18 protein-coding genes and 2 tRNA genes are annotated in these 23,215 nt (G+C 68.4%); 7 read left to right on the top strand and 13 right to left on the bottom strand.

The genetic code is table 11. The annotated features are described in order from the left end of the window. Positions 1 to 5 precede the first annotated feature (5 nt). From DEJ13_RS00100 to pknB, 5 genes are all read left to right on the top strand, one after another. On the top strand, positions 6 to 1,370 hold the full coding sequence (locus tag DEJ13_RS00100) for a Stp1/IreP family PP2C-type Ser/Thr phosphatase (protein ID WP_111106130.1): 1,365 nt from the start codon (positions 6 to 8) through the stop codon (positions 1,368 to 1,370). After that, positions 1,367 to 2,815, top strand: coding sequence for an FtsW/RodA/SpoVE family cell cycle protein (locus DEJ13_RS00095; RefSeq protein WP_111106129.1), 1,449 nt, complete (start codon positions 1,367 to 1,369; stop codon positions 2,813 to 2,815). The genes DEJ13_RS00100 and DEJ13_RS00095 overlap by 4 nt, the downstream gene beginning before the upstream one ends. Further along, positions 2,812 to 4,266, top strand: coding sequence for a peptidoglycan D,D-transpeptidase FtsI family protein (locus tag DEJ13_RS00090; RefSeq protein WP_111106128.1), 1,455 nt, complete (start codon positions 2,812 to 2,814; stop codon positions 4,264 to 4,266). Before DEJ13_RS00095 ends, DEJ13_RS00090 begins: the two co-directional genes overlap by 4 nt. Then, positions 4,263 to 5,996, top strand: coding sequence for a serine/threonine-protein kinase (locus DEJ13_RS00085; RefSeq protein WP_056120975.1), 1,734 nt, complete (start codon positions 4,263 to 4,265; stop codon positions 5,994 to 5,996). The genes DEJ13_RS00090 and DEJ13_RS00085 overlap by 4 nt, the downstream gene beginning before the upstream one ends. 117 nt (positions 5,997 to 6,113) lie before the next feature. Beyond that, the gene (gene pknB / locus DEJ13_RS00080) at positions 6,114 to 7,925 is read left to right on the top strand and encodes a Stk1 family PASTA domain-containing Ser/Thr kinase (RefSeq protein WP_258374031.1); all 1,812 of its coding nucleotides are present in this window, start codon (positions 6,114 to 6,116) and stop codon (positions 7,923 to 7,925) included. Between the two features lie 119 nt (positions 7,926 to 8,044). Here pknB and DEJ13_RS00075 read toward each other — a convergent pair whose 3' ends face one another. Next, the gene (locus DEJ13_RS00075) at positions 8,045 to 8,689 is read right to left on the bottom strand and encodes an anthranilate synthase component II (RefSeq protein ID WP_056120976.1); all 645 of its coding nucleotides are present in this window, start codon (positions 8,687 to 8,689) and stop codon (positions 8,045 to 8,047) included. An 82-nt stretch (positions 8,690 to 8,771) separates the two neighbouring features. Here DEJ13_RS00075 and DEJ13_RS00070 point away from each other — a divergent pair, with 82 nt between their 5' ends. Next, positions 8,772 to 9,026, top strand: coding sequence for a cell division protein CrgA (locus tag DEJ13_RS00070; protein WP_056120978.1), 255 nt, complete (start codon positions 8,772 to 8,774; stop codon positions 9,024 to 9,026). A gap of 271 nt (positions 9,027 to 9,297) precedes the next feature. On the opposite strand, the gene DEJ13_RS00065 is transcribed toward DEJ13_RS00070, so the two are convergent. Together DEJ13_RS00065 and DEJ13_RS00060 are read right to left on the bottom strand one after the other, a co-directional pair. After that, positions 9,298 to 10,008: a rhomboid family intramembrane serine protease gene (locus DEJ13_RS00065; protein WP_258374030.1), complete on the bottom strand. Its 711-nt coding sequence runs from the start codon at positions 10,006 to 10,008 to the stop codon at positions 9,298 to 9,300. Positions 10,009 to 10,157: 149 nt separating this feature from the next. Beyond that, positions 10,158 to 10,697, bottom strand: coding sequence for a peptidylprolyl isomerase (locus DEJ13_RS00060; protein ID WP_056120982.1), 540 nt, complete (start codon positions 10,695 to 10,697; stop codon positions 10,158 to 10,160). A gap of 116 nt (positions 10,698 to 10,813) precedes the next feature. On the opposite strand from DEJ13_RS00060, the gene DEJ13_RS00055 reads away from it, so the two are divergent. Next, positions 10,814 to 11,392: a hypothetical protein gene (locus tag DEJ13_RS00055; RefSeq protein ID WP_056120984.1), complete on the top strand. Its 579-nt coding sequence runs from the start codon at positions 10,814 to 10,816 to the stop codon at positions 11,390 to 11,392. A 445-nt stretch (positions 11,393 to 11,837) separates the two neighbouring features. Here the strand turns inward: DEJ13_RS00055 and DEJ13_RS00050 are convergent. The 10 genes from DEJ13_RS00050 to dnaA all read right to left on the bottom strand — a co-directional run bounded on the left by DEJ13_RS00050 (position 11,838) and on the right by dnaA (position 23,215). Then, positions 11,838 to 11,910: transfer RNA gene (locus DEJ13_RS00050), tRNA-Ala, on the bottom strand. Between the two features lie 41 nt (positions 11,911 to 11,951). Continuing rightward, positions 11,952 to 12,028 (bottom strand) — tRNA-Ile (locus tag DEJ13_RS00045). A gap of 76 nt (positions 12,029 to 12,104) precedes the next feature. Continuing rightward, positions 12,105 to 12,512 (bottom strand): DUF3566 domain-containing protein, encoded by a 408-nt coding sequence (locus DEJ13_RS00040; RefSeq protein ID WP_056120986.1) that lies wholly within the window; start codon positions 12,510 to 12,512, stop codon positions 12,105 to 12,107. Next, positions 12,505 to 15,174, bottom strand: a complete 2,670-nt coding sequence (gene gyrA / locus DEJ13_RS00035) for a DNA gyrase subunit A (protein ID WP_111106125.1) — start codon at positions 15,172 to 15,174, stop codon at positions 12,505 to 12,507. The genes DEJ13_RS00040 and gyrA overlap by 8 nt, the downstream gene beginning before the upstream one ends. Positions 15,175 to 15,290: 116 nt before the next feature. Continuing rightward, positions 15,291 to 17,273 carry a DNA topoisomerase (ATP-hydrolyzing) subunit B gene (gene gyrB / locus DEJ13_RS00030; RefSeq protein WP_056120989.1) on the bottom strand — a complete coding sequence of 661 codons (1,983 nt, stop codon included), beginning with the start codon at positions 17,271 to 17,273 and terminating at the stop codon, positions 15,291 to 15,293. 133 nt (positions 17,274 to 17,406) lie between these two features. Next, the gene (locus DEJ13_RS00025) at positions 17,407 to 17,907 is read right to left on the bottom strand and encodes a DciA family protein (protein WP_056120990.1); all 501 of its coding nucleotides are present in this window, start codon (positions 17,905 to 17,907) and stop codon (positions 17,407 to 17,409) included. Beyond that, the gene (gene recF, locus DEJ13_RS00020) at positions 17,907 to 19,148 is read right to left on the bottom strand and encodes a DNA replication/repair protein RecF (RefSeq protein ID WP_111106124.1); all 1,242 of its coding nucleotides are present in this window, start codon (positions 19,146 to 19,148) and stop codon (positions 17,907 to 17,909) included. The genes DEJ13_RS00025 and recF overlap by 1 nt, the downstream gene beginning before the upstream one ends. 27 nt (positions 19,149 to 19,175) lie before the next feature. Continuing rightward, complete coding sequence (gene gnd, locus DEJ13_RS00015; protein WP_111106123.1) at positions 19,176 to 20,060, bottom strand: phosphogluconate dehydrogenase (NAD(+)-dependent, decarboxylating); 885 nt, start codon at positions 20,058 to 20,060, stop codon at positions 19,176 to 19,178. A 70-nt stretch (positions 20,061 to 20,130) separates the two neighbouring features. Beyond that, positions 20,131 to 21,288 (bottom strand): DNA polymerase III subunit beta, encoded by a 1,158-nt coding sequence (dnaN, locus tag DEJ13_RS00010; RefSeq protein ID WP_111106122.1) that lies wholly within the window; start codon positions 21,286 to 21,288, stop codon positions 20,131 to 20,133. Between the two features lie 472 nt (positions 21,289 to 21,760). Next, a complete protein-coding gene (gene dnaA, locus DEJ13_RS00005; protein ID WP_111106121.1) occupies positions 21,761 to 23,215 on the bottom strand; it encodes a chromosomal replication initiator protein DnaA in 1,455 nt (484 codons plus the stop codon).

The following is a 23,215-nucleotide window of genomic DNA, read 5'->3' as shown; positions in this document are numbered from 1 at the left end:
CCCGGATGACCGCTCGCACGCTGAGCGCCGCTGTGTCCCACGTGGGGCGCATCCGCGCGAACAACCAGGACTCCGGCTACGCGGGGGCCCACCTCTTCGCGGTGGCGGACGGCATGGGCGGGCACGCCGGCGGCGACGTCGCGTCGGCCATCGCGATCCGGCGCATCCGCGAGGTCGACCGCGAGTTCCCCTCCGCCCACGACGCCGAGTTCGCGCTGCAGTCCGCGCTCATCGCCGCGAACCAGCTGATCACCGAGACGGTGTTCGAGCACCAGGAACTCACGGGGATGGGCACCACCGTCAGCGCGATGATCCGCGTCGGCGACCAGATCGCGATCGCGCACATCGGCGACTCGCGCATCTACCGCTTCCGTGACGGCGAGCTCCAGCAGATCACGTCCGACCACACGTTCGTGCAGCGCCTGGTCGACAGCGGCCGCATCACGCCGGAAGAAGCCGCGGTGCACCCGCGTCGGTCGGTCCTGATGCGCGTGCTCGGCGACGTCGACGCGGCCCCCGAGGTCGACACCGCGATCATGGACATCCGCCCGGGCGACCGGTGGCTGCTCTGCTCCGACGGGCTGTCGTCGTACCTGGCCGAGGAGCGGATCCGGCACGCCCTGGCGTCGACGATGGACGCCAACCAGGTCACGCAGCGGCTCGTCAAGGAGACCCTCGACCACGGGGCTCCGGACAACGTCACCGTCGTGGCGATGGACGTCACCGACGCCGTTCCGACCGAGGACGACGACGACGCGGCCACCACGGTCGGCTCGGCCGCGGCACCGCTGACCTTCGAGGCGTCGACCGGCCGCAAGCCGATCCGCCTGCCCACGATCCTGCTGCACCCGCTCAAGGTCACGACCGCTCCGGAGGACTCGCACTTCGAGCCCGAGAGCGACCAGTACTTCGCCGAGCTCATCGCCGAGGACCGCCGCCGCCGGGTGCGCCGGCGCATCACGTGGACCGTCGCGCTCGTGCTCGCCGTCGCCGCACTGGTCGGTGCCGTGTTCCTCGGCTGGAGGATCGTGCAGGACCACTACTACGTCGGCTCCGACCGCGGCCAGGTCGCGATCTACAAGGGCGTGCAGCAGCAGATCGGCCCGGTCGCCCTGTCCGACGTGTACGAGGACTCCGGCATCGAGGTCGCCGACCTGCCCGAGTACACCAGGGAGAACGTGCGCTCCACCATCAACGCGCAGTCGCTCGACGACGCGCGCGACATCGTCGGCCGGCTCCGCACCGCGGCGCGGACCGGACAGGACCAGAGCGGCACGGGTGGATCCGGCGGGTCGTCGTCCTCGCCGTCGCCGAGCCCGTCGCGGTCGTCGTCGCCCTCGCCGTCCGCCTCGTCCGGGGCAGCCCCGTGACCGCGACGACCTCGCCGTCGCTGACCCAGGCGATCACGATCAAGCTCCGCGAACCCGCACGGGCGCGGAACCTCGAACTCGTGCTGCTCGTCATCGCGTGCGGCATCTGCGCCGGCGCGATGGTCCTCGTCGAGCTCGGCACCAAGGGGCGTCTGTTCGACACGTCGGTGCTCTGGGCCGGGTCGACGATCCTCGGCCTGGCGCTCGTCATGCACATCGTGCTGCGCGTGGTCGCGAAGAACGCCGACCCGTTCATCCTCCCCGTCGCACTCGTGCTCAACGGCATCGGGATCGCCGAGATCTACCGCATCGACGTACACAAGTCACTGACCGGCTGGGACGCGATCGGCGTGAAGCAGATCGTCTGGACCCTGCTGGCGATGGTGTTCGCCATCCTGACGGTCGTCCTCGTGAAGAACCACCGGTTCCTGCAGCGGTACCGGTACATCTTCATGTTCCTGACGATCGTGCTGCTGCTCCTGCCGATGCTGCCCGGCATCGGGCTGAACGTCGGTGGTGCCCGCGTCTGGATCAAGCTCGGACCGTTCTCGTTCCAACCCGGCGAACTCGCGAAGATCACGATGGCGCTGTTCTTCGCCGGCTACCTGGTGACGGCGCGCGACAGCCTGTCGATCGTCGGCCGGAAGTTCCTCGGCATGACGTTCCCGCGTGCGCGCGATCTCGGCCCGATCCTGATCGTGTGGGGCGTCGCGATGAGCGTGCTGGTGTTCCAGCGCGACCTCGGCACGGCGCTGCTGTACTTCGGGCTGTTCCTCGTCATGATCTACGTCGCGACCGGTCGCCTCAGCTGGGTGCTCATCGGTCTGGCGCTGTTCGTCGGCGGTGCCCTCGCGGCGGCGAGCGTGCTCGAGTACGTCCAGGGGCGGTTCGAGCAGTGGCTCAACCCCTTCGCCAACTCGGTGTACTACGCCGACACCCAGGCCAGCTACCAGCTGGTGAACGGTCTGTTCGGGTTCGCGAACGGCGGCATCACGGGCACCGGCCTCGGCCAGGGTCGGCCCTACATCACCCCGGTCGCCAACGCGGACTACATCATCGCGTCCCTCGGTGAGGAACTCGGGCTCATCGGGGTCTTCGCCATCCTCGCGCTGTTCATCGTGCTGGTCTCCCGCGGCATCCGCGTGGGCTTCATGGCGCAGGACGACTTCGGCAAGCTGCTCGGCATCGGCTTCGGCTTCACGATCGCGCTGCAGGTCTTCGTCGTCGTCGGCGGCATCACCCGGATCATCCCGGTCACCGGTCTGACGACACCGTTCATGGCCGCCGGTGGTTCGTCCCTGGTGGCGAACTGGATCATCGCGGCGATGCTGCTGCGGCTGACCGACTCCATCCCCGCAGAACAGCGTGTCCTGTCCGAGCGCGGTGGCCCGAGCGCCGCCGACCGGAAGGCCGCGCGCGGGCGGACCAGGAAGGAGCGTCGATGAAACGGCAGCTCCGCGGCGTCTCCACCGTCGTCGTGCTCATGTTCGTCGCACTCTTCGTGTCGACGACCTCGATCCAGTTCTTCGCGGCCGACTCCCTGCGCGCCGACTCGCGCAACTCGCGCACGATCCTCGACAGCTACTCGAACAAGCGCGGCGCCATCCTGGTGAACGGCACGCCGATCGCCGAGTCCACCGCCGTCGACGACCAGTACAAGTACCAGCGCAAGTACGCCAACGGCGCCCTGTACTCGGCGGTGACGGGGTACTTCACGATCGGCCAGGGCAACACGGGGATCGAGAGCGCCGAGAACACCGTGCTGTCCGGCAACTCCGACGACTCGTTCTTCCAGAACCTCAACTCGATCCTCACCGGACAGGACGTGCAGGGCGACAACGTCAACCTGACCATCGACCCGGACGTGCAACAGGCCGCGTACGACGCCCTCGGGTCGAACACGGGTGCCGTCGTCGCGATCCAGCCCAAGACGGGCAAGATCCTGGCGATGGTGTCCAAGCCGGACTACGACCCGAACTCCCTGACGTCGCACGACACCGGGAACGTCAAGGCGCAGTACGACGCCCTGCTGAACCAGACGCCGACCCCGCTGCAGAACCGCGCCATCGGCGGAGACCTCTACACGCCGGGATCGGTCTTCAAGCTGATCGTGGCGTCCGCGGCACTCGAGGGCGGCAAGTACGACCTCGACTCCGAGTTCCCGAACCCCTCGCGCCTGCAGCTGCCCGGTACGAGCACGTACATCAACAACGCCGAGGGCGGCTCGTGCGGCGGCGGGGACACCGTCAAGCTGCGCACCGCCATCCAGTACTCGTGCAACATCCCGTTCGCCGAGCTCGGGCAGAAGCTCGGGTACAGCACGATCAAGGCGATGGCGGACAAGTACGGGTTCGGCGACGCCATCGACGTCCCGATGAAGGCCACGGCCAGCCAGTACCCGAACGTCGACTCGACCGCCCAGCTGATGCTGAGCTCGTTCGGCCAGGCGAGCGTCCGTGTCTCGCCGCTGCAGATGGCGATGGTCTCGGCCGGCATCGCGAACGGTGGGTCGGTCATGCAGCCGTCGCTCATCGACTCGATCACCACGAGCGACCTGAAGACCGTCGAGTCCTTCACCCCGAAGCAGTACAGCGACCCCCTGTCCTCGTCCGAGTCATCCGACCTGACCGAGGCGATGCAGAGCGTCGTGAGCGCGGGGACCGGAACCAATGCGAAGATCGACGGGGTCGACGTCGCCGGCAAGACCGGGACCGCCGAGGGCGGCACGGGCGACCCCTACACGCTGTGGTTCACCGGGTTCGCGCCCGCGAAGGACCCGGAGGTCGCTGTGGCGGTCGTCGTGGGCAACGGTGGCGGACTCGGACAGTCCGGCGTCGGCAACTCGGTCGCGGCCCCGATCGCGAAGAACGTCATGGAGGCGGTGCTGAACAAATGAGACCCACCAGCGGACTCACCTTCGGTGGGCGGTACCAACTCTCGTCCCGCGTCGCCATCGGCGGCATGGGCGAGGTCTGGCAGGCGACCGACCTGGTCATCGGCCGGACCGTCGCACTCAAGATCCTCAAGGACGAGTACCTCGGCGACCCCGGGTTCCTCGAGCGCTTCCGCGCCGAGGCCCGGCACGCCGCGCTCGTCAACCACGAGGGCATCGCCAACGTCTTCGACTACGGCGAAGAGGACGGCAGCGCCTACCTCGTGATGGAGCTCGTCCCCGGCGAGGCGCTCTCGACCATGATCGAGCGCGAGCACACGCTGCCCGTCGACAAGGTCCTCGACATCGTCGCGCAGACCGCGAACGCGCTGCAGGCCGCCCACGCCGTCGGCCTGGTCCACCGTGACATCAAGCCGGGCAACCTGCTGATCACGCCGGACGGTCGCGTCAAGATCACCGACTTCGGCATCGCACGCATCGCCGACCAGGTCCCGCTCACCGCGACCGGCCAGGTCATGGGCACCGTGCAGTACCTCTCGCCGGAGCAGGCGAGCGGTCACCCGGCGTCCCCGTCGACCGACGTCTACTCGCTCGGCATCGTCGCGTACGAGTGCCTGGCCGGACGCCGTCCCTTCACGGGCGAGTCGCAGGTCGCGATCGCGATGGCGCACATCAACGAGCAGCCCCCGGCGCTGCCGGGCGACATCCCCGAGCCGGTCGCGGCCCTGGTGATGTCCTGCATCGCGAAGAAGCCCGCCGACCGACCCGCCACCGCGGCGAACCTGGCCCGCGCGGCGCAGGCGCTCCGTCGAGGCGACGTCGCAGCGGCCACGGTCGCGGTCCCCGCCCTCGGCGGGGCCGGCACCGTCGCGTTCAACCCGCCCCAGGGCAACGACGCGGCCACGGCCCTGCTCGGCACCCAGGCGGGCAGTGCCGTCGGCGGCGGACCCCGCACGCCGACCTCCGCGGCCACCGCCGAGGACGACGAACCGAAGAAGAAGCGCGCCTGGATCTGGTGGGTGGTCGCCGCCGGGGTCCTCGTGGTCGCCGGTGCCGTCATCGCCGCCTTCGCCTTCGCGAACGGCGACGCAGACCCGGCTCCGAGCGCCTCGACGAGCTCGACGCCGCCACCGCCGAGCAAGACGCCGAGCCAGACACCCACACCCGAGCGCGTCGTGCTGAACCAGAGCGACTACCTCGGACGCAACACCTCCGAAGTCCAGGCCGCCCTGCGTGCCCTCGGCCTCGAGTCGACGGTGGAGGACGGCGACACCGCACCGTCCGCCGACGCGGCGAACACCGTGCAGTCGCTCACCCCGACCGGGAGCGTCGCCCCGGGGACCGTCATCACGATCCGCGAGTACACGGCACCGCCGACGGTCAACAAGCCGAACACCCCGAGTGCGGGCACGGTCTCGTCGAGCGGCGCGGTGACCTTCAGCTGGTCGGCCGCGACCTGCCCGACCGGGTACACGGTCAGCAAGTACTCGTGGACCGTCACCGGCGGCAAGGACAGCTCGGGCGCCACGTCGGGCGACACGACGTCCACCGCCGTGAACATCCAGGCCGACGCCGCGGGTTCCGAGGTGTCGTTCACGTACACCGTCACGTGCGGGTCCCTGGCGGCGTCCGAGGCGTCCGACGCAGCCACGGCGACGTGGACCGTGCAGCAGCCCTCCGACGACCCGACGAGCAACCCGACCCAGACGGGCGGCCCGCAGGACGGCAACTGAGCACCGCGGGGCCGTCCACACCGTTCCGGTAACGGTTGGGGTGGACGGCCTCGCCGCCAGCGTCTCACCAGGGAGCCCTGTCGTACACTTGCCCCCGACGGACATTCGGAGGAGTACGTGCCAGAAGGTGTGACCGCGGGGATCACGCTCCTCGCCAACCGGTACGAGATCGGTGACGTCATCGGTCGTGGCGGGATGGCTACTGTGCACGTCGGGCAGGACACGCGCCTCGGCCGCCGCGTCGCCGTCAAGCTCCTCAAGCCGAGCCTGGCCAACGACCCCGCGTTCCGCACCCGCTTCCGTCAGGAAGCCCAGGCAGCGGCCCGCATGGCGCACCCGACCATCGTCCGCGTCTACGACGCCGGCGAAGAGACCGTGACCGAGACCTCCGGTGCCGAGGTCCAGGTCCCGTACATCGTGATGGAGTTCGTCGAGGGCCGCCCCCTCAGCGACGTCATCGGCGACGGCCCGGTCGAGTCCGACGAAGCCGTCCGCATCACCAGCGGCATCCTGACCGCGCTCGAGTACTCGCACCGCGCGGGTGTCGTGCACCGCGACATCAAGCCCGCCAACGTCATGGTCACGCAGACCGGCCAGGTCAAGGTGATGGACTTCGGCATCGCCCGGGCCATCACCGACACCTCCGCCACGGTCGCGCAGACCACGTCGATCCTCGGTACCGCGTCGTACTTCTCGCCGGAGCAGGCCCGCGGCGAGACCGTCGACGCGCGCACCGACCTCTACTCGACAGGCATCGTCCTGTTCGAGCTGCTCACCGGTCGCCCGCCGTTCCTCGGCGACTCGCCCGTTGCGGTCGCGTACCAGCACGTCAGTGAGCAGCCCGTCCCACCCTCGACGATCACGCCGTCGGTGTCGCCGGCGATCGACGCGGTCACGCTGCACGCCCTGGTCAAGGACCGGACCCGTCGCTTCCAGAACGCAGCCGAGTTCCGACGCGACCTCGAACAAGCCGGAGCCGGACAGGTCCCCGCCTCCACCCGGAAGCTGCAGCAGCAGCGCGCGAACGACGCCTCGACGATGCTCTTCGGCGTGAACCCCCGGACGACCTCCAACCCGGAAGTCGCCTTCCGAGAACTCGACGACACCCAGGAGCACCGCCCCCAGCGCACGCAGAACCGCCCCCCGGTCGCGTGGATCTGGGTCGGCATCCTGCTGACGATCGCCGTGATCGCGGGTGTGGTCTTCTGGGTCGCGAACCTGCAGCCCGGACAGGCCCCGGTGTCGTCCTCGGTCAGTGTGCCGAACGTCGTGGGAGCCGCCTGGTCCTCCGCAGAGAAGGTGTTCGACCAGAAGGACCTGGTGCCGGTCCGCGTCGACGAGAACTCCGACGACGTCGACAAGGGCACGGTGATCCGCACCGAACCCGGGTCCGGCACGAACGTCGCCCGCAAACAGAACGTCCGCGTGGTCGTCTCGCTGGGGCCGGAGCAGGTGAACGTGCCCGACGTGGCCAACCAGGCCCAGGACGCCGCCCAGAACGCGCTCAAGGCCGCCGGCTTCGAGGTCGGGGCGATCAACACCGACTACTCGCCGTCCGTGCCCGAGGGCACGGTCCTCAGCACTGACCCGGCTGCCAACACCTCGCTGACCAAGGGCACGGTCGTGAACCTGCGCGTGTCGAACGGCATGGTCCAGCTGCCGGACGTCTCGCAGCAGCCGATCGCGACGGCGAACCAGACACTCGCCAACCTGGGGCTCACGGTCCGCCAGCAGGCGTCGTACACCTGCATCGGTGGTCTCGTGGTCCAGCAGGACCAGCCAGCCGGTGACATCGCCCAGGGCAGCACCGTCGTGCTGACCTACTGCGCCGCGTCAGCCCGACCCACCTCACCCCCGACGCAGGCGCCCGCCCAGGGCGGCGGCGACAGTGGCGGCACCGGTGGCGACGGCGGCGACGACGGCAACTGACCCACCGATCGGTGCGACGCCGTGGCCTCGGCATCCGCCGACCAGGAGGCCCGCGGCCGACCGCCACGGGCCTCCTGTCCGACGGCCGGTCACGTCACCGCCAGCGCCGGTTCGGTCCGTCAGTCGCGGCGCGTGGCGATGAGCGGGCCGAGGCCCGCCGCGCGCTCGGCGGCACCGGACAGTCCGGCTGTCTCGAGCCAGTTGCCCACCATCCGGTAGCCGCCTTCGGTCAGGACCGACTCGGGGTGGAACTGCACGCCGTAGACGGGGGCGTCCTGGTGCTGGACACCCATGATGACGCCGCCCTCGGTCCGGGCCGTCACCGTGAGCTCGTCCGGCACCGTGCCGTCGACGATCGCCAGCGAGTGGTACCGCGTCGCGGTGAAGGGGTGCGGGACACCCGTGAACAGCGCACTGTCGTCGTGGTCGACCTGCGAGGTCTTCCCGTGCATGAGCTCTTCGGCATGCGTGACGGTCGCGCCGAGGGCCTCGGCGATGGCCTGGTGGCCGAGGCACACGCCCAGCAGTGGCTTGTCGACGTCGATGGCCGCGCGCACGGTCGCGATCGACACTCCGGCGTCAGCGGGGGTTCCGGGGCCGGGCGACAGCAGCACCCCGTCGTACTCGGCGATCCGGTCGGCGATCTCCGACGCGGGGAAGGCGTCGTTGCGGACGACGTCCGTCTCGGCGCCGAGCTGCTGGACGTAGCCGTTGAGGGTGTACACGAAGCTGTCGTAGTTGTCGACGACGAGGATCCTGGTCATGGTCGGTTCACCGTACTCGTGGGGGTCGTGCGGAGGCTCTGTGGGGCCCGTCCACACACGTGTTCACGGTAGGATACCGGCCATGGCCAAGGACAAGGACCGCACCAAGCCCGCCCGGAGGACCCGAGCCGACTCGGTCGACACGGCGGGCGACCAGCCCAACCCCGTGTGGTTCAAGCCGGTCATGTTCGGCTTCATGCTGATCGGGCTCGCCTGGGTCATCGTGTTCTACATCTCCCAGGGCACGCTGCCGGTGCCCACGCTCAACTCGTGGAACATCCTGATCGGCTTCGGGATCATGTTCGTCGGCTTCCTGATGACCACGCGCTGGCGCTGATCCCCGCCCGCACCGTCGAACGACGCCCGCTGCCCCCCTCGGTGCAGCGGGCGTCGTCGTTCGTGGGCAGGAACGACCAGCTCGCACTCGGCTACCGCGGGTTCTCCACAGCCGAGACCGTTCTCCACACTCTTGTCCACACCCCGGGTCCGGAGTTGTCCACAGCTGTTTCCACAATGGGGATAATCACACCCGTGTAACTCAGGGAGTTCTCCACAGACGGCGAACGCCCCGTCACACCGGAGCGTGACGGGGCGTTCGGGGATCGAGGTCAGCCGACAGCGATCGCGTACCCGACGTAGGTCAGGGCGATGATCACGACAGCCTCGAGTGACAACAGCGTGATCTGCAGACGCCGCTGGCGGATGTTCCGGGTCTTGGCGAAGACGTACCCGGTCAGGAAGCCCACGGCGATACCACCCACGTGTGCCTGCCACGAGATGTTCGTCCCGGGCAGGAACCCGATGAGCAGGTTGAGTCCGATGATGACCAGCAGGGACACCGCGTTGCCGCCCAGGCTGCGCTGCAGCATGAAGAAGGCGGCGAACAGCCCGAAGATCGCACCGGAAGCACCGACGACCGACGAACCCGGGGCGATCAGCGTGACCGCCATGGACCCGCCGAGACCGGCCAGGAAGTACAGCGCCAGGAACCGCCACGTCCCGAGCATGTTCTCGAGCATCCGGCCGAAGATGAACACCGCCCACATGTTGAAGGCGATGTGCAGGAAGCCGGAGTGCACGAACAGCGACGTCACCATGCGCCACGGCTGGGTGGGCAGGTAGGCGGCGTTGAAGAAGAACAGCTGGGTGAAGAACCCGCGCGTGACCTGGTCGAGCAACCAGATCAGCACGGAGACGGCGACGATCACGACCGTCGCTTTCTGATCGAGCATCGCGAACCGACGTCGCGCGACCGTGATGCCGCTCGGGGCTCCGGACGCGCGACGGTTCGCGGCGAACTGCATGCGCTGCTCACGCACGCACTCAGGGCAGTGCACCCCGACCGCCGCCGGTGTCTGGCATTCGGTGCAGATCGTCCGCCCGCACCGCTGGCACAGGATGAAGCTCTGTCGGTCCGGGTGCCGGTAGCAGTAGTTGGCCGGGTTGTACGCCTGATCGGTCACAGGTGTCAGACGGACTCGACGTCGATGCTGTTGATCACGACGTCCTCGATCGGCTTGTCACGGCCGTCGGTCGGGACGCCCTCGATCGCGTCGACGACGGCGCGCGACTCGTCGTCCGCGACCTCGCCGAAGATGGTGTGCTTGCCCTGCAGCCAGGGGGTCGCCACCGTGGTGATGAAGAACTGCGAGCCGTTCGTGCCGCGGCCACCCTGGATGCCGGCGTTGGCCATGGCGAAGATGTACGGGTTCTGGAAGGTGAGCTCCGGGGAGATCTCGTCGTCGAACCGGTAGCCCGGGCCGCCGACACCCTGACCGAGCGGGTCGCCGCCCTGGATCATGAAGTCCTTGATGATGCGGTGGAAGACCACGCCGTCGTACAGCTTGTCGGTCGAGACCTTGCCCGTGCCCGGGTGGGTCCATTCCTGCTGCCCCGTCGCGAGGTCGACGAAGTTCTTGACGGTCTTGGGGGCGTGGTTGCCGAACAGGTTGACGCGGATGTCGCCCTTGTTCGTGTGGATCGTTGCGACAGCGGTGTGCAGAGACATGTTCCGATTCTCGCATGTGCGACCTGCGTACAGACGAGACGCACAGGCACGGCCCTGTGACCTGTCAGGCGACCTGGTGGCAGGATGGGTCCACGCCGTTCCGATGGAGGTACCAGATGACGACGATCGAACTGTCGCGCAAGCGCCGGAAGCAGATCAAGAAGCTCAAGGGCAAGACCGCCTCGCTCCTCGGCGAGCAGCGCAAGGTGCTCGAGCACGCGAACGAGATCCTCGCCGACGCCCGGTCGCACGCCGCCGACGCCGCACGCAAGGACATCGCCCCCCGCGTCCAGCACGCGATCGACAACGGGGTCCGCCCGGCTGTCGCCACGGGTGTGCATGCCGCCACCTCGGCCGCGCAGTCTGCGTCACACCGGTTCCAGACCGAGGTCATCCCCGGCCTGGTCTCGACCGCGGGCTCGGTCATGAGCGTGGGTGACCTCGCCAAGGACCCCCGCGTCAAGAAGCTCGTGAAGAACGCGCAGAAGAAGAGCAAGAAGGCCCGCAAGACCGCGGCGAAGTACGTGCCGTCCGGTCACAAGAAGCAGGGCCTCGGCTTCGGTGGCGTCGCGCTGATCGTGGTCGGGGTGGTCGCCGTCGCCGGTGCCGCCTACGCCGCGTACCAGACGCTCCGCGCCGACGACGACCTCTGGGTCGCCGACGACGCCGACTCGGCGGGCAAGTCCGCCGCCTGACCTCCCGGTTCGTTCGAAGGGCCCCGGCATCCGCCGGGGCCCTTCGTCGTCCCCGGTGGCAGCGAACACTCGACGGCCGCTCCACCCCGCGAGGTTCCAGAATCACGGAACCTCGACCGCCGTGACGGCTCAGTCCTCGCACCGCAGCGATCCACTCGCGGCGAGTCTTGTCACCTGGATCCGCCGTGTGGGCGCCGGGACCGCTGACGCACACCGCGGCGGACGGGAGGCCCGTGACGGCCTGGCACCGGTCCTCCCGTCCGACTGCGGGCGCGCCCACGCGGTGACTGGTCACGACGCACCGCGCACGCGAACCCGAGCGGTGCGTCCTGGCCGCTCGCGCGCACGCAGCGACATCGCGCGGCAGGGGCGGCGGCGCGAACTGGCCCGACGACCGAACCTGGCGGAGGGAGGCACGAACGCAGCGGCGTTCGATCTGAGGGAGTGGAGCCTGGGAGAATCGAACTCCCGACATCCTGCTTGCAAAGCAGGCGCTCTACCAACTGAGCTAAGGCCCCGGGCGCCGCCGACGATGTCGGCGACCGGATGAAGTTGTACGTGGTGGGGCTACAAGGACTTGAACCTTGGACCTCTTCGTTATCAGCGAAGCGCTCTAACCGCCTGAGCTATAGCCCCTCAGACCGGATGAAAGCCTAGCGCACGAAGTCGCGGGAGCGAAATCGAGCGGGTGACGTCATCCGGACCGGGTGTGTCAGTTGTTCGTGAAGCCCACGAGCAGGCCGCCCGTGATCCGCACACTGAGGTTGTACAGCACGCTCACGATGGCGCCGAGCACGGTGCCGACCACCACGTTGAGGATGCCCACGACGATGGAGAACCCGAGCACCTGGCCCAGCGAGAACTGGTCCATGATCGAGTAGTTGTTCTGCCCGGTGACGTCCTTGAGCAGGGCGTCGATCTGGGTGAACACGCCGGTCTGGTTGAGGATGACCCACACCAGCGCGGTCGCGACCACGATCACGATGCTGCCGGCCAGGGCGACGAGGAAGGACAGCTTCACCATCGACCAGAAGTCGAGGTAGACCAGCCGCAGTCGCACTTGACGAGTGCCGACGGGTCGTTTCGCCTTCTTCTGGAGCTTCTCGGCGACACTACTCATTGCTTGGCTGGTCCTCTCCGGCCTCGTCGTCGACGGGCGCGGGGTTCGTGGGCGCGTTGTCGGCGGCATCGGTGGGTTCCGGCGCCGCTTCGTCAGGGCTGACGGTCTCGACCGGGCCCGCGGTCTCGATCTCGGCGTCGTCCTGGTCGTCCAGGTTCCGCTCGCTGTTCCGGGCCACCGCGATGATCCGGTCGTTCTCGGCGAACCGAGCGAAGACGACGCCCATCGTGTCGCGTCCCTTGGCGGGGACCTCGGCCACGGCAGACCTTACCACCTTGCCCGATTGCAGCACGACGAGCACCTCGTCGTCCTCGCCGACGATGAGAGCACCCACAAGATCGCCCCGGTCGGCCGCCAACTTGGCCACCTTGATGCCGAGTCCGCCACGGCCCTGGATGCGGTACTGGTCGACGCCGGTGCGCTTGGCGTAGCCGCCCTCGGTCATCACCCAGACGAACCCGTCGTCCGAGACGACCCGTGCGGCGAGCAGCGAGTCGTCGCCGCGGAAGGACATGCCCTTCACACCGGAGGTCGAACGGCCCATCGGTCGGAGCGTGTCGTTCGTCGCGGTGAAGCGGAGCGACATGCCATGCCGCGACACGAGCAGCAGGTCATCGGTCTCGTCGACGAGCAGCGCCGAGCGGAGCTTGTCGCCCTCGCGCAGGTTGATCGCGATGATGCCGCCCGTGCGGTTCGTGTCGTACTCGGTCAGGGAGGTCTTCTTCACGAGGCCCTGCTCGGTGGCGAGCACGAGGTACTGCGCCGCCTCGTAGTCGCGGATGTCGAGGACCTGCTGGATCTGCTCGTCCGGCTGCATCGCGAGCAGGTTCGCCGAGTGCTGGCCCTTGGCGTCGCGCCCGGCTTCCTGCAGCTCGTATGCCTTGGCCCGGTAGACCCGGCCCTGGTCGGTGAGGAACAGCAGCCAGTGGTGGGTCGTCGTGACGAAGAAGTGCTCGACGACGTCGTCCGCGCGGAGCTGGGCGCCGCGGACTCCGCGACCGCCTCGGTGCTGCGACCGGTACTGGTCGCTGCGCGTGCGCTTGACGTACCCGCCGCGGGTGATCGTGACGACCACCTCTTCTTCGGGGATGAGGTCCTCGATGGACATGTCGCCGTCGTACCCGAGCATGATCTCGCTGCGACGGTCGTCGCCGAAGCGCTCGACGATCTCGTCGAGCTCCTCGCCGATGATCGAGCGCTGACGCTCGGGCCGGGCGAGGATGTCCTCGAAGTCGGCGATCTTGAGCTCGAGGGCCTCGGCCTCTTCGTGGATCTTCTGTCGCTCGAGCGCTGCCAGGCGGCGGAGCTGGAGTTCGAGGATCGCGCGGGCCTGGATCTCGTCGACGGACAGCAGGTCCATCAGGCCGCTGCGCGCTTCTTCGACGTCGGGGGAACGGCGGATGAGCGCGATGACCTCGTCGAGCGCATCGAGTGCAGCCAGGTAGCCGCGCAGGATGTGCGCCCGCTTCTCGGCTTCGCGCAGGCGGTACTGGGTGCGGCGGACGATGACCTCGACCTGGTGGTCGACCCAGGCGGAGATGAACCCGTCGAGGGCCAGCGTGCGCGGGACGCCGTCGACGATCGCGAGCATGTTCGCGCCGAAGTTCTCCTGCAGCTGCGTGTGCTTGTACAGGTTGTTCAGCACGACCTTGGCGACGGCGTCGCGCTTGAGCACGATGACCAGACGCTGCCCGGTGCGACCGGAGGTCTCGTCACGGATGTCCGCGACGCCGGCGAGACGGCCGTCCTTGACCAGCTCGGCGATCTTGATCGCGAGGTTGTCCGGGTTGACCTGGTACGGCAGCTCGGTGACGACCAGGCAGGTGCGGCCCTGGATCTCCTCCACCGAGACGACGGCACGCATCGTGATCGAGCCACGACCCGTGCGGTAGGCGTCCTGGATGCCCTTGACGCCGAGGATCTGCGCGCCGGTCGGGAAGTCCGGGCCCTTGATCCGCTGCATGAGCGCGCCGAGCAGCTCTTCGCGCGAGGCGTCCGGGTGCTCGAGCGCCCACTTCGCGCCGGCGGCGACCTCGCGCAGGTTGTGCGGCGGGATGTTGGTCGCCATGCCGACCGCGATGCCGACCGAGCCGTTGACGAGCAGGTTCGGGAACCGGGCCGGCAGGATCGCGGGCTCTTGCGTGCGACCGTCGTAGTTGTCCTGGAAGTCGACAGTCTCTTCGTCGATGTCCCGGACCATCTCCATGGCGAGCGGTGCCATCTTGGTCTCGGTGTACCGCGGTGCCGCAGCGCCGTCGTTGCCAGGGGAGCCGAAGTTGCCCTGACCGAGCGCGAGCGGGTAGCGGAGCGACCACGGCTGCACCAGGCGGACGAGCGCGTCGTAGATCGCGCTGTCGCCGTGCGGGTGGAACTGGCCCATCACGTCGCCGACGACGCGCGAGCACTTCGAGAAGGCGCGGTCGGGGCGGTAGCCGCCGTCGTACATCGCGTAGATCACGCGGCGGTGCACGGGCTTGAGCCCGTCGCGCACCTCGGGCAGCGCGCGACCGACGATGACGCTCATCGCGTAGTCGAGGTACGAGCGCTGCATCTCGAGCTGCAGGTCGACCTGGGAGATGCGGTCGCCGGAGACGACGATGTCCCCGACCTCGCCGTGCACGATCTCGGGCTGGTCGTCGTTGGTGTCGTTCTCGTCAGCCATGCGGCTCGGCTACCTTTCTGACGGCCGGGAGGCCGTGGTGACGTTCATCGCGGTGGGCGCGACCACAGGTGGTCGGGACCAGGGCGCGCGGCGGACACCGCGCCTCCTGGGCGGGTCTAGATGTCGAGGAACCGGACGTCCTTCGCGTTCTGCTGGATGAAGGACCGACGCGCGTCGACGTCCTCGCCCATCAGCGTCGCGAACACGCTGTCGACCGCCGCGGCGTCCTCGAGCGTCACCTGCAGCAGGGTGCGGGTGTCCGGGTTCATCGTGGTGTCCCAGAGTTCCTTGTAGTCCATCTCGCCGAGGCCCTTGTAGCGCTGGATCCCGTTGTCCTTCGGGATGCGCTTGCCGGAGGCGATGCCGGCCTGCAGCAGTGCGTCGCGCTCACGGTCGCTGAACACGTACTCGTGCGCCGAGTTCGACCACTTGAGCCGATACAGCGGCGGCTGCGCCAGGTACACGTAGCCGCGCTCGATGAGCGGGCGCATGTAGCGGAACAGGAGCGTCAGCAGCAGCGTGGTGATGTGCTGGCCGTCGACGTCGGCATCGGCCATCAGCACGATCTTGTGGTACCGGGCCTTGTCCGGGTCGAAGTCCTCGCCGATGCCGGCGCCGAACGCCGTGATCATCGACTGGATCTCCTGGTTCGCCAGGGCACGGTCGAGGCGCGCCTTCTCGACGTTCAGGATCTTCCCCCGGAGCGGCAGGATCGCCTGGGTCATCGGGTTGCGCCCCTGCACGGCGGAACCGCCGGCGGAGTCGCCCTCGACCATGAAGATCTCCGACAGGGTCGGGTCCTTCGACTGGCAGTCCTTGAGCTTGCCGGGCATGCCACCGGACTCGAGCAGCCCCTTGCGGCGGGTGGTCTCGCGGGCCTTGCGGGCGGCGAGCCGGGCTTGTGAGGCCTGGATCGCCTTGCGGACGACGTCGCGGGCCTGCGTCGGGTTGCTCTCGAACCAGTGGGTGAGCTCGGTGCCGACGACGCGCTGGACGAAGGACTTGGCCTCGGTGTTGCCGAGCTTGGTCTTCGTCTGCCCCTCGAACTGCGGCTCGGCGAGCTTCACGGAGATGACGGCGGTCAGCCCTTCGCGGATGTCGTCACCCGTCAGGTTGTCGTCTTTCTCCTTGATGATCTTGGCTTCGCGGGCGTACCGGTTCACCAGGGTCGTCAGCGCCGCGCGGAAGCCCTCTTCGTGGGTGCCGCCCTCGTGCGTGTTGATCGTGTTCGCGAAGGTGTGGACGCTCTCCTGGTACGAGGTGTTCCACTGCATCGCGACCTCGAGCGCGATCTTGCGCTCGGTGTCCTCGGCCTCGAAGCCGATCACGTCGGGGTGCACCAGGTCGGCCTTCTTCTGCCGGCCGAGGTACTCGACGTAGTCGGCGAGGCCGCGCTCGTACCGGAAGGAGTCGTGGCGCGACTCCTCGCCCTCGTCGGGGGTGCGCTCGTCACGCAGGTTGATGCGGAGGCCCTTGTTGAGGAACGCCATCTGCTGGAAGCGACCGCGCAGGGTCTCGTAGTCGAAGACGACGGTCTCGAAGATCTCGGCGTTCGGCCAGAACGTGATCGTCGTGCCGGTCTCGTCGGTGGCTTCGTCCTCGGACACGGGTGCCACCGGGACGCCGTCGGTGTAGCTCTGCCGGTAGACGTGCCCCTGGCGACGGACCTCGACGTCGAGTTCCGAGCTGAGCGCGTTGACGACCGACGACCCGACACCGTGCAGACCGCCGGAGACCGCGTACCCGCCACCACCGAACTTGCCGCCGGCGTGCAGCACCGTCAGGACGACCTGCAGCGTGGAGACGCCCTCGGCCGCGTGGACGTCGACCGGGATGCCGCGGCCGTTGTCGACCACGCGGACGCCGCCGTCTTCGCGGATGGTCACGTCGATGGTGTCGCAGTAGCCCGCGAGGGCTTCGTCCACCGAGTTGTCGACGATCTCCTGCACCAGGTGGTGGAGACCGCGGGGTCCGGTGGAGCCGATGTACATGCCCGGGCGCTTGCGGACGGCTTCGAGCCCCTCGAGCACCTGGATCTGGTCTGCGCCGTACGACTGTTCGCCTGACGTGTTCTGGTCGTCTTCAGATCCTGATGCCATGTCGCGAGAGCTCCTGCCTGCGCACGGAACGCCCGCGCACTGCACCGCCCAGTCTATCGCAGGCGCTTCGTCCTCGAGGGTGAAAACGGCCCGTGGACGGCCGATTTCGCGACCAGAGGATGATTTGGTCTGCTCAACCGTAGGTGTCGCGAGGACCGCGCCCCTGAACGCTCCTGAGGCCGCGTTTCCAGGTGGGGGCGTCTGGGCCCGAAACTCGGATCGACTCGACGCCCGCCTCCGGGTGCCGTTCCGCGATGGTCGTCGTGACCGTCGCCCGCATCAGTCGGAGCTGCGTCGCCCACGCCGTCGAGTCGCACCGGATGACCAACGCGCCGTCTTCGATGGTCACCGGGGTGGAGTGCCTCGCGAGCTCGTCGCCGACGACGCTCGGCCAGTCGGTGAAGAGCTCGGAGCGTGCCAGCGGCTCGGTCCAGCCGAGCTCGGCGGCGAGCGACCCGACGATGTCACCCAGCCCCTTCGGCTCGCGGCCGCGGCCGTAGGGCACGGTGTCGGCGTCGAACTCCTTGGCACGACGCCGCCGTGCGTCGACCCCGCGCTTGGAGGGGTCGCCGAACACGGCCTTGAGGTGGCCGTAGACACGCGCCGGCTCGGTGGGCCGCCACGGGCGGGGCATCAGGCGTCCGCTTCCGGGGTCGCCGGGGCCGCGGCTCCCGACGTCGCCGGACTGGAGGCCGTGGCCGCGTCCGTCTCGTCGGTCACGATCGCACCGGCCTCGATCCGTACGGTGTGCGCCGCCAGCTGGGCGGGCACGTCGCCGAACACCGCGGCCGTGATGAGCACCTGCTCGTAGTCCGCCACCGCGTTGCCGAGTCGTTCACGGCGCGACTCGTCGAGTTCCGCGAAGACGTCGTCGAGGATGATGATCGGGTCGCCGAGCGTCGACTCGGCGCGGAGGATCGAGGCGCTGGCGAGCTGGATCGCGAGTGCGAAGGACCAGGATTCCCCGTGGCTGGCGTACCCACGGGCAGGTAACCCGTTCAGAGTGAAGAGGACGTCGTCACGGTGGGGTCCAGCGAGGGTCAGTCCGCGGTCGAGTTCGTCGCGGCGACGACGCTCCAGCGCCCCGCGGAAGGCCTCGGCGGCCGCGGGCACGGACACCGGTTCGTCCGGGGTGCCGAGCACGGGGTCGGTGGCCGCCGCGTCCTCGGGGTCGCCGCCCCGGACGGAGAGCACGCCCGTGATCGCGGCCTGGTGTCGCTCGCCCGCGACGGTCGCGTAGGCCTCGGCGACGAACGGCGCGAGCCGCCGGGTGAGGTGGTCGCGCGCGGCGATGATCTCGGAGCCGAACGCGACGAGCCGCTCGTCCCAGACGTCGAGCGTGGCGAGCGATCCCGACTTGGCTCCGGTCGCCCGAGCCGACTTGAGCAGCGTGTTGCGCTGCCGCAGCGTCCGGTCGTAGTCGGCGATGACGCCCTGCATGCGCGGGGCGATCTGCACGAGGAGTTCGTCGAGCATCCGGCGCCGGCCCGACGGTTCACCCCGGACCAGCGCGAGGTCCTCCGGTGCGAACAGCACGCTCGTGCAGTACCGCGGCAGTTCGCGCGCCTTGATCGGCGCCCGGTTGATCTGTGCGCGGTTCGACCCCGTGCGGTTGATCTGCACCTCGGCCAGGATGCTGCGGTCCTCGTGCGCGAGTCGTGCGCGGACGATCGCGGCGTCGCAGCCCTGGCGGACCAGTGCGGCGTCGGTCGGGACACGGTGGGACCCGAGGGTGGAGAGGTAGGCGATGGACTCGACCAGGTTGGTCTTGCCCTGGCCGTTCCGCCCGACGAACAGGTTCGGCCCGCGTGCGAGGTCGACCTCCGCCTGCCGGTAGTTCCGGAAGTCGGTGAGCTGGAGGTGGTCGACGTGCACGCGGGCCGGAGCGGAGTCCCGGAGGGACTAGGCCTTCTTGACGGCGTGGCCGCCGAACTGGTTGCGCAGTGCGGCGACGGCCTTCATCGTCGGGGACTGGCTTCCCTGACGCGAGACGAAGCGCGCGAACATGGCCGCGGAGAGCGCGGGCATCGGGACCGCGAGCTCGATCGCCTCTTCGAGGGTCCAACGACCTTCGCCGGAGTCGTCCACGTAGCCCTCGAGCTCGTCGAGCTTCGGGTCCTCGTTGATCGCCAGGACGAGCAGGTCGAGCAGCCACGAGCGCACGACCGTGCCGCGCTGCCACCCGGCGAAGACCGCGGGGACGTCGTGGACGATGTCCTTGGCCTCGAGGAGCTCGTAGCCCTCGCCGTAGGCCTGCATGATCGCGTACTCGATGCCGTTGTGCACCATCTTGGCGTAGTGACCGGCACCGACGCCGCCGGCGTGCGAGAAGCCCTCGCTGCGAGGACCCTCGGGACGGAGCGCGTCGAACACGGGCATCGCGAACTCGAGGTCCTTGACGTCGCCGCCCGCCATCATGCCGTAGCCGTTGTCCTTGCCCCACACGCCGCCGGAGACGCCGACGTCCATGTAGCGGATGCCCTTGGCGTCGAGCTGCTTGGCGTGCTTCTCGTCGTCGAGCCACTTCGAGTTGCCACCGTCGATCACCAGGTCACCCGGCTCGAGGACCTCGGCCAGGTCGTTGATGACGTCGTCGGTGATCTTCCCGTGGGGGACCATGACCCAGACCAGGCGCGGGCCGGTGAGGGCCTTCGCGAGCTCCCCGAGGTCGGCGACGTCCGAGACGGCCGGGTTCGCGTCGTAACCGACGACGTCGATCCCTGCGTTGCGCAGACGCGCACGCATGTTGTTGCCCATCTTCCCGAGGCCGACAAGACCGATCTGCATGATTTCCTCTTCTGTTCGTCGTCGCGCTGTCGCTGCCCGTGGCGCGTCAGCGCAGTGTCCGTCTGTTGCGCTATCGCAGCAGGAGATTGGGCTGCAGCAGGTACCGGTATCCGTCCGTGGCCGGTTCCTCGCGCGAGGACTGGCCGGTGATGAGCACCGGGCCCGGCTTGTTGGGGTTCTCCGTCTTGGTGAAGGAGATGCGGACGAACTCGGAGTGCACCGCGTTCAACCCGTCCAGGAGGAAGGCGGGCTTCAGCGAGACCACCGTTTCCTCACCGGTCAGCAACGCATCGATCGACTCTGACGCCTGCGCTTGTTCGGATCCGATCGCCTCGAGCGTGAGCCCGTCGACCGAGAAGGAGAACCGGAGCGCCGCTTCGCGCTCCAGGACGAGGGAGACCCGGCGGACCGCTTCGACCAGTTCGGCCGTGTTGATCACGGCGTGGTCCTGCACGGTCTCGGGGAAGAGCCGGCGGACCGGCGGGTAGTTGCCCTTGATGAGCAGGGACGTGACCGTCTTGTCGGCGGCCTGGAAGGCGATGAGCTCGCGCTCGGACGAACCGCTGATCGACACCGACACCGTGCTGGCCGAACCGAACGTGCGGCCGACTTCCTGCAGGGTGCGTGCGGGGACGAGCGCGTGCAGCGTCGTGGACCCGGTGTCGTCGGCGGCGCGGCCGGAGTCCCACTGGATCGTCCGGACTGCGACACGGTAGCGGTCGGTCGCGATGAGCGACAGGTCGTGGTCGCTGACCTCGAGCTGGACACCGGTGATGACCGGGGTGACGTCGTCACGGCTGGCGGCGACGGCGACCTGGGACACGGCCTCGGAGAACGCGTCACCGGGGATCACACCGGTCTGCTCGCCGATCTCCGGCAGGGTCGGGTACTCCTCGACCGGCATGCTCAGCAGCGTGAAGTGCGCCGAGCCGCAGGTCACGGTGATGCGTGACTCTTCCGTGGAGAACGACACGGGGGCGTTCGGCAGGCGGCTCGCGATGTCGTTCAACAGGCGGCCGGAGACCAGGACCGTGCCGGACTCGTCGATCTGGGCCGCGATCGAGGTCTGCGCCGAGACCTCGTAGTCGAACGACGAGAGCGTCAGACGATCACCCTCGGCATGGATGAGCACACCCGACAGGATCGGGAGGGTCGTGCGCTGTGGGAGGAGCTTCACCGCGAACGAGACGGCTTCGGAGAAGACGTCCCGGTTGACCTCGAACTTCACAGCTGGGACCCCTGTCGTGTCGTCGGACTGTCCGGCCGCCCCATTGTGGCACAGCGGAGCGGAGCCCGGATTTCTTGTCATCCCGCCGTCCACAAGGTTGGCCCAGTGATCCAGAGAGATGAAGAGAGACAAGACCATTAACGCCTGTGCACACTGTGGACAACTCTGGGGATGCCGGTCACCGACAGGGAACTACAAGCGTGTGACTTGTGGGCGGCCTGTGGGACTCATCGGGATGAATGAATCTCATCTATCCACTTCCATCCCCAGATTCCACAGGTGGCCCCTGCGCTGTGAACAACCCGGCGGCGTGTCCTCCACAGTTATCCACAGGCTTTCCACACTGTGAGAAGTCTGGCTGATGGAACCGTCTCAGATGGTGGACGCGCGCCAGGGCGAGCCGATCTCGTCGGCGTGCTGCGAGCCTCCCGGCCCTGAGAACCGATGTTCAGGCGGTCCCCGAGCGGCTCGCTCAGCGGTAGCGGCGGTCCTGCTTGATGCGGCTGGTGAGTTCCGTCACCTGGTTGTAGATCGAGCGGCGCTCCTTCATGAGCTCCGCGATCTTCTTGTTCGCGTACATCACCGTGGTGTGATCGCGGTTGCCGAACAGCTGCCCGATCTTGGGCAGGGAGAGACTCGTGAGCTCGCGGCACAGGTACATCGCGATCTGGCGTGCGGTCGCGATCGCCTGCGACCGCGAGGACCCGTAGAGGTCGTCGACGGAGAGCTTGAAGTACTCCGCGGTGTGGTTGATGATGTCGGTCGGCGCGATGACGTTGTCCTCGTCGAGCGTGATCAGGTCCTTGAGGACCGTCTGCACGAGCGCCATGTCGACCGCGGTCCGGTTCAGGCTCGCGAAGGCGGTGACCCGGATGAGCGTGCCCTCGAGTTCGCGGATGTTGCTCGAGACCTTCGACGCCATGAACTCGAGGATGTCGTCGGGGACCTGCAGGTGGTCCGACTGCGCCTTCTTGCGGAGGATCGCGATGCGGGTCTCGAGGTCGGGAGCCTGGACGTCCGTGATCAGACCCCACTCGAACCGACTGCGCATGCGGTCCTCGAAGCCCGTCAGGTGCTTCGGTGCCACGTCGGACGTGATGACGACCTGCTTGTTGTGGTCGTGGAGCGTGTTGAACGTGTGGAAGAAGGCCTCTTGCGTGGAGTCCTTGCCCTGCAGGAACTGGATGTCGTCGATGAGCAGGATGTCGATGTCGCGGTACCGCTGCTGGAACTGGTTCGCCCGGTTGTTCGCGATCGAGTTGATGAAGTCGTTCGTGAACTCCTCACTCGACACGTAGCGCACGCGGATGCCCGGGTACAGGCTCTCGGCGTAGTGGCCGATCGCGTGGAGCAGGTGGGTCTTGCCGAGCCCCGAGTCGCCGTAGATGAACAGCGGGTTGTAGGCCTTGGCCGGGGCTTCCGCGACGGCGACCGCTGCGGCGTGGGCGAAGCGGTTCGAGGCGCCGATGACGAAGTTGTCGAAGTTGTACTTCGGGTTGAGCCGGGACTCGGGTCGGCCGCTGGTCCCCGGCGCGTCGATCTGGCTCGGGACGAACGGGGCCTCGATGTACTGGCGGGGGGCCACGCTCTGCTCGACCGGGATCTGCGTCGGCTCGGCGTAGGCCGGCACCGAGGGGTCGACCCGGGGCTCGGAGGCCATGTCCGGGTTGACGGTGATCGCGAAGTTCGCCACGGAGTCGTCGCCGATGCGGGAGACGGCCTCGGTGATGGGGACGCGGATGCGCTGCTCGAGCATGCCGCGGGTCAGGTCGTTCGGCACCTCGAGGTAGAGCGTGCCGGCGAGGACGCCCTTCGGTTCGACGAGGTTGAGGAAGCCGTGCAGCTGCGGCGTGATCCGGTCGTCCTGGGCGAGGAGTCCGAGGACCGACGACCAGAGGTCCTCGACAGGGTCGGCCGGCATCGTCAT

The sequence above is a fragment of the Curtobacterium sp. MCLR17_007 genome (assembly GCF_003234655.2).
Taxonomy (GTDB): domain Bacteria; phylum Actinomycetota; class Actinomycetes; order Actinomycetales; family Microbacteriaceae; genus Curtobacterium.
The sequence above is the reverse complement of the archived record's forward strand: the minus strand, read 5'-3'. Positions and strand labels throughout refer to the sequence as shown.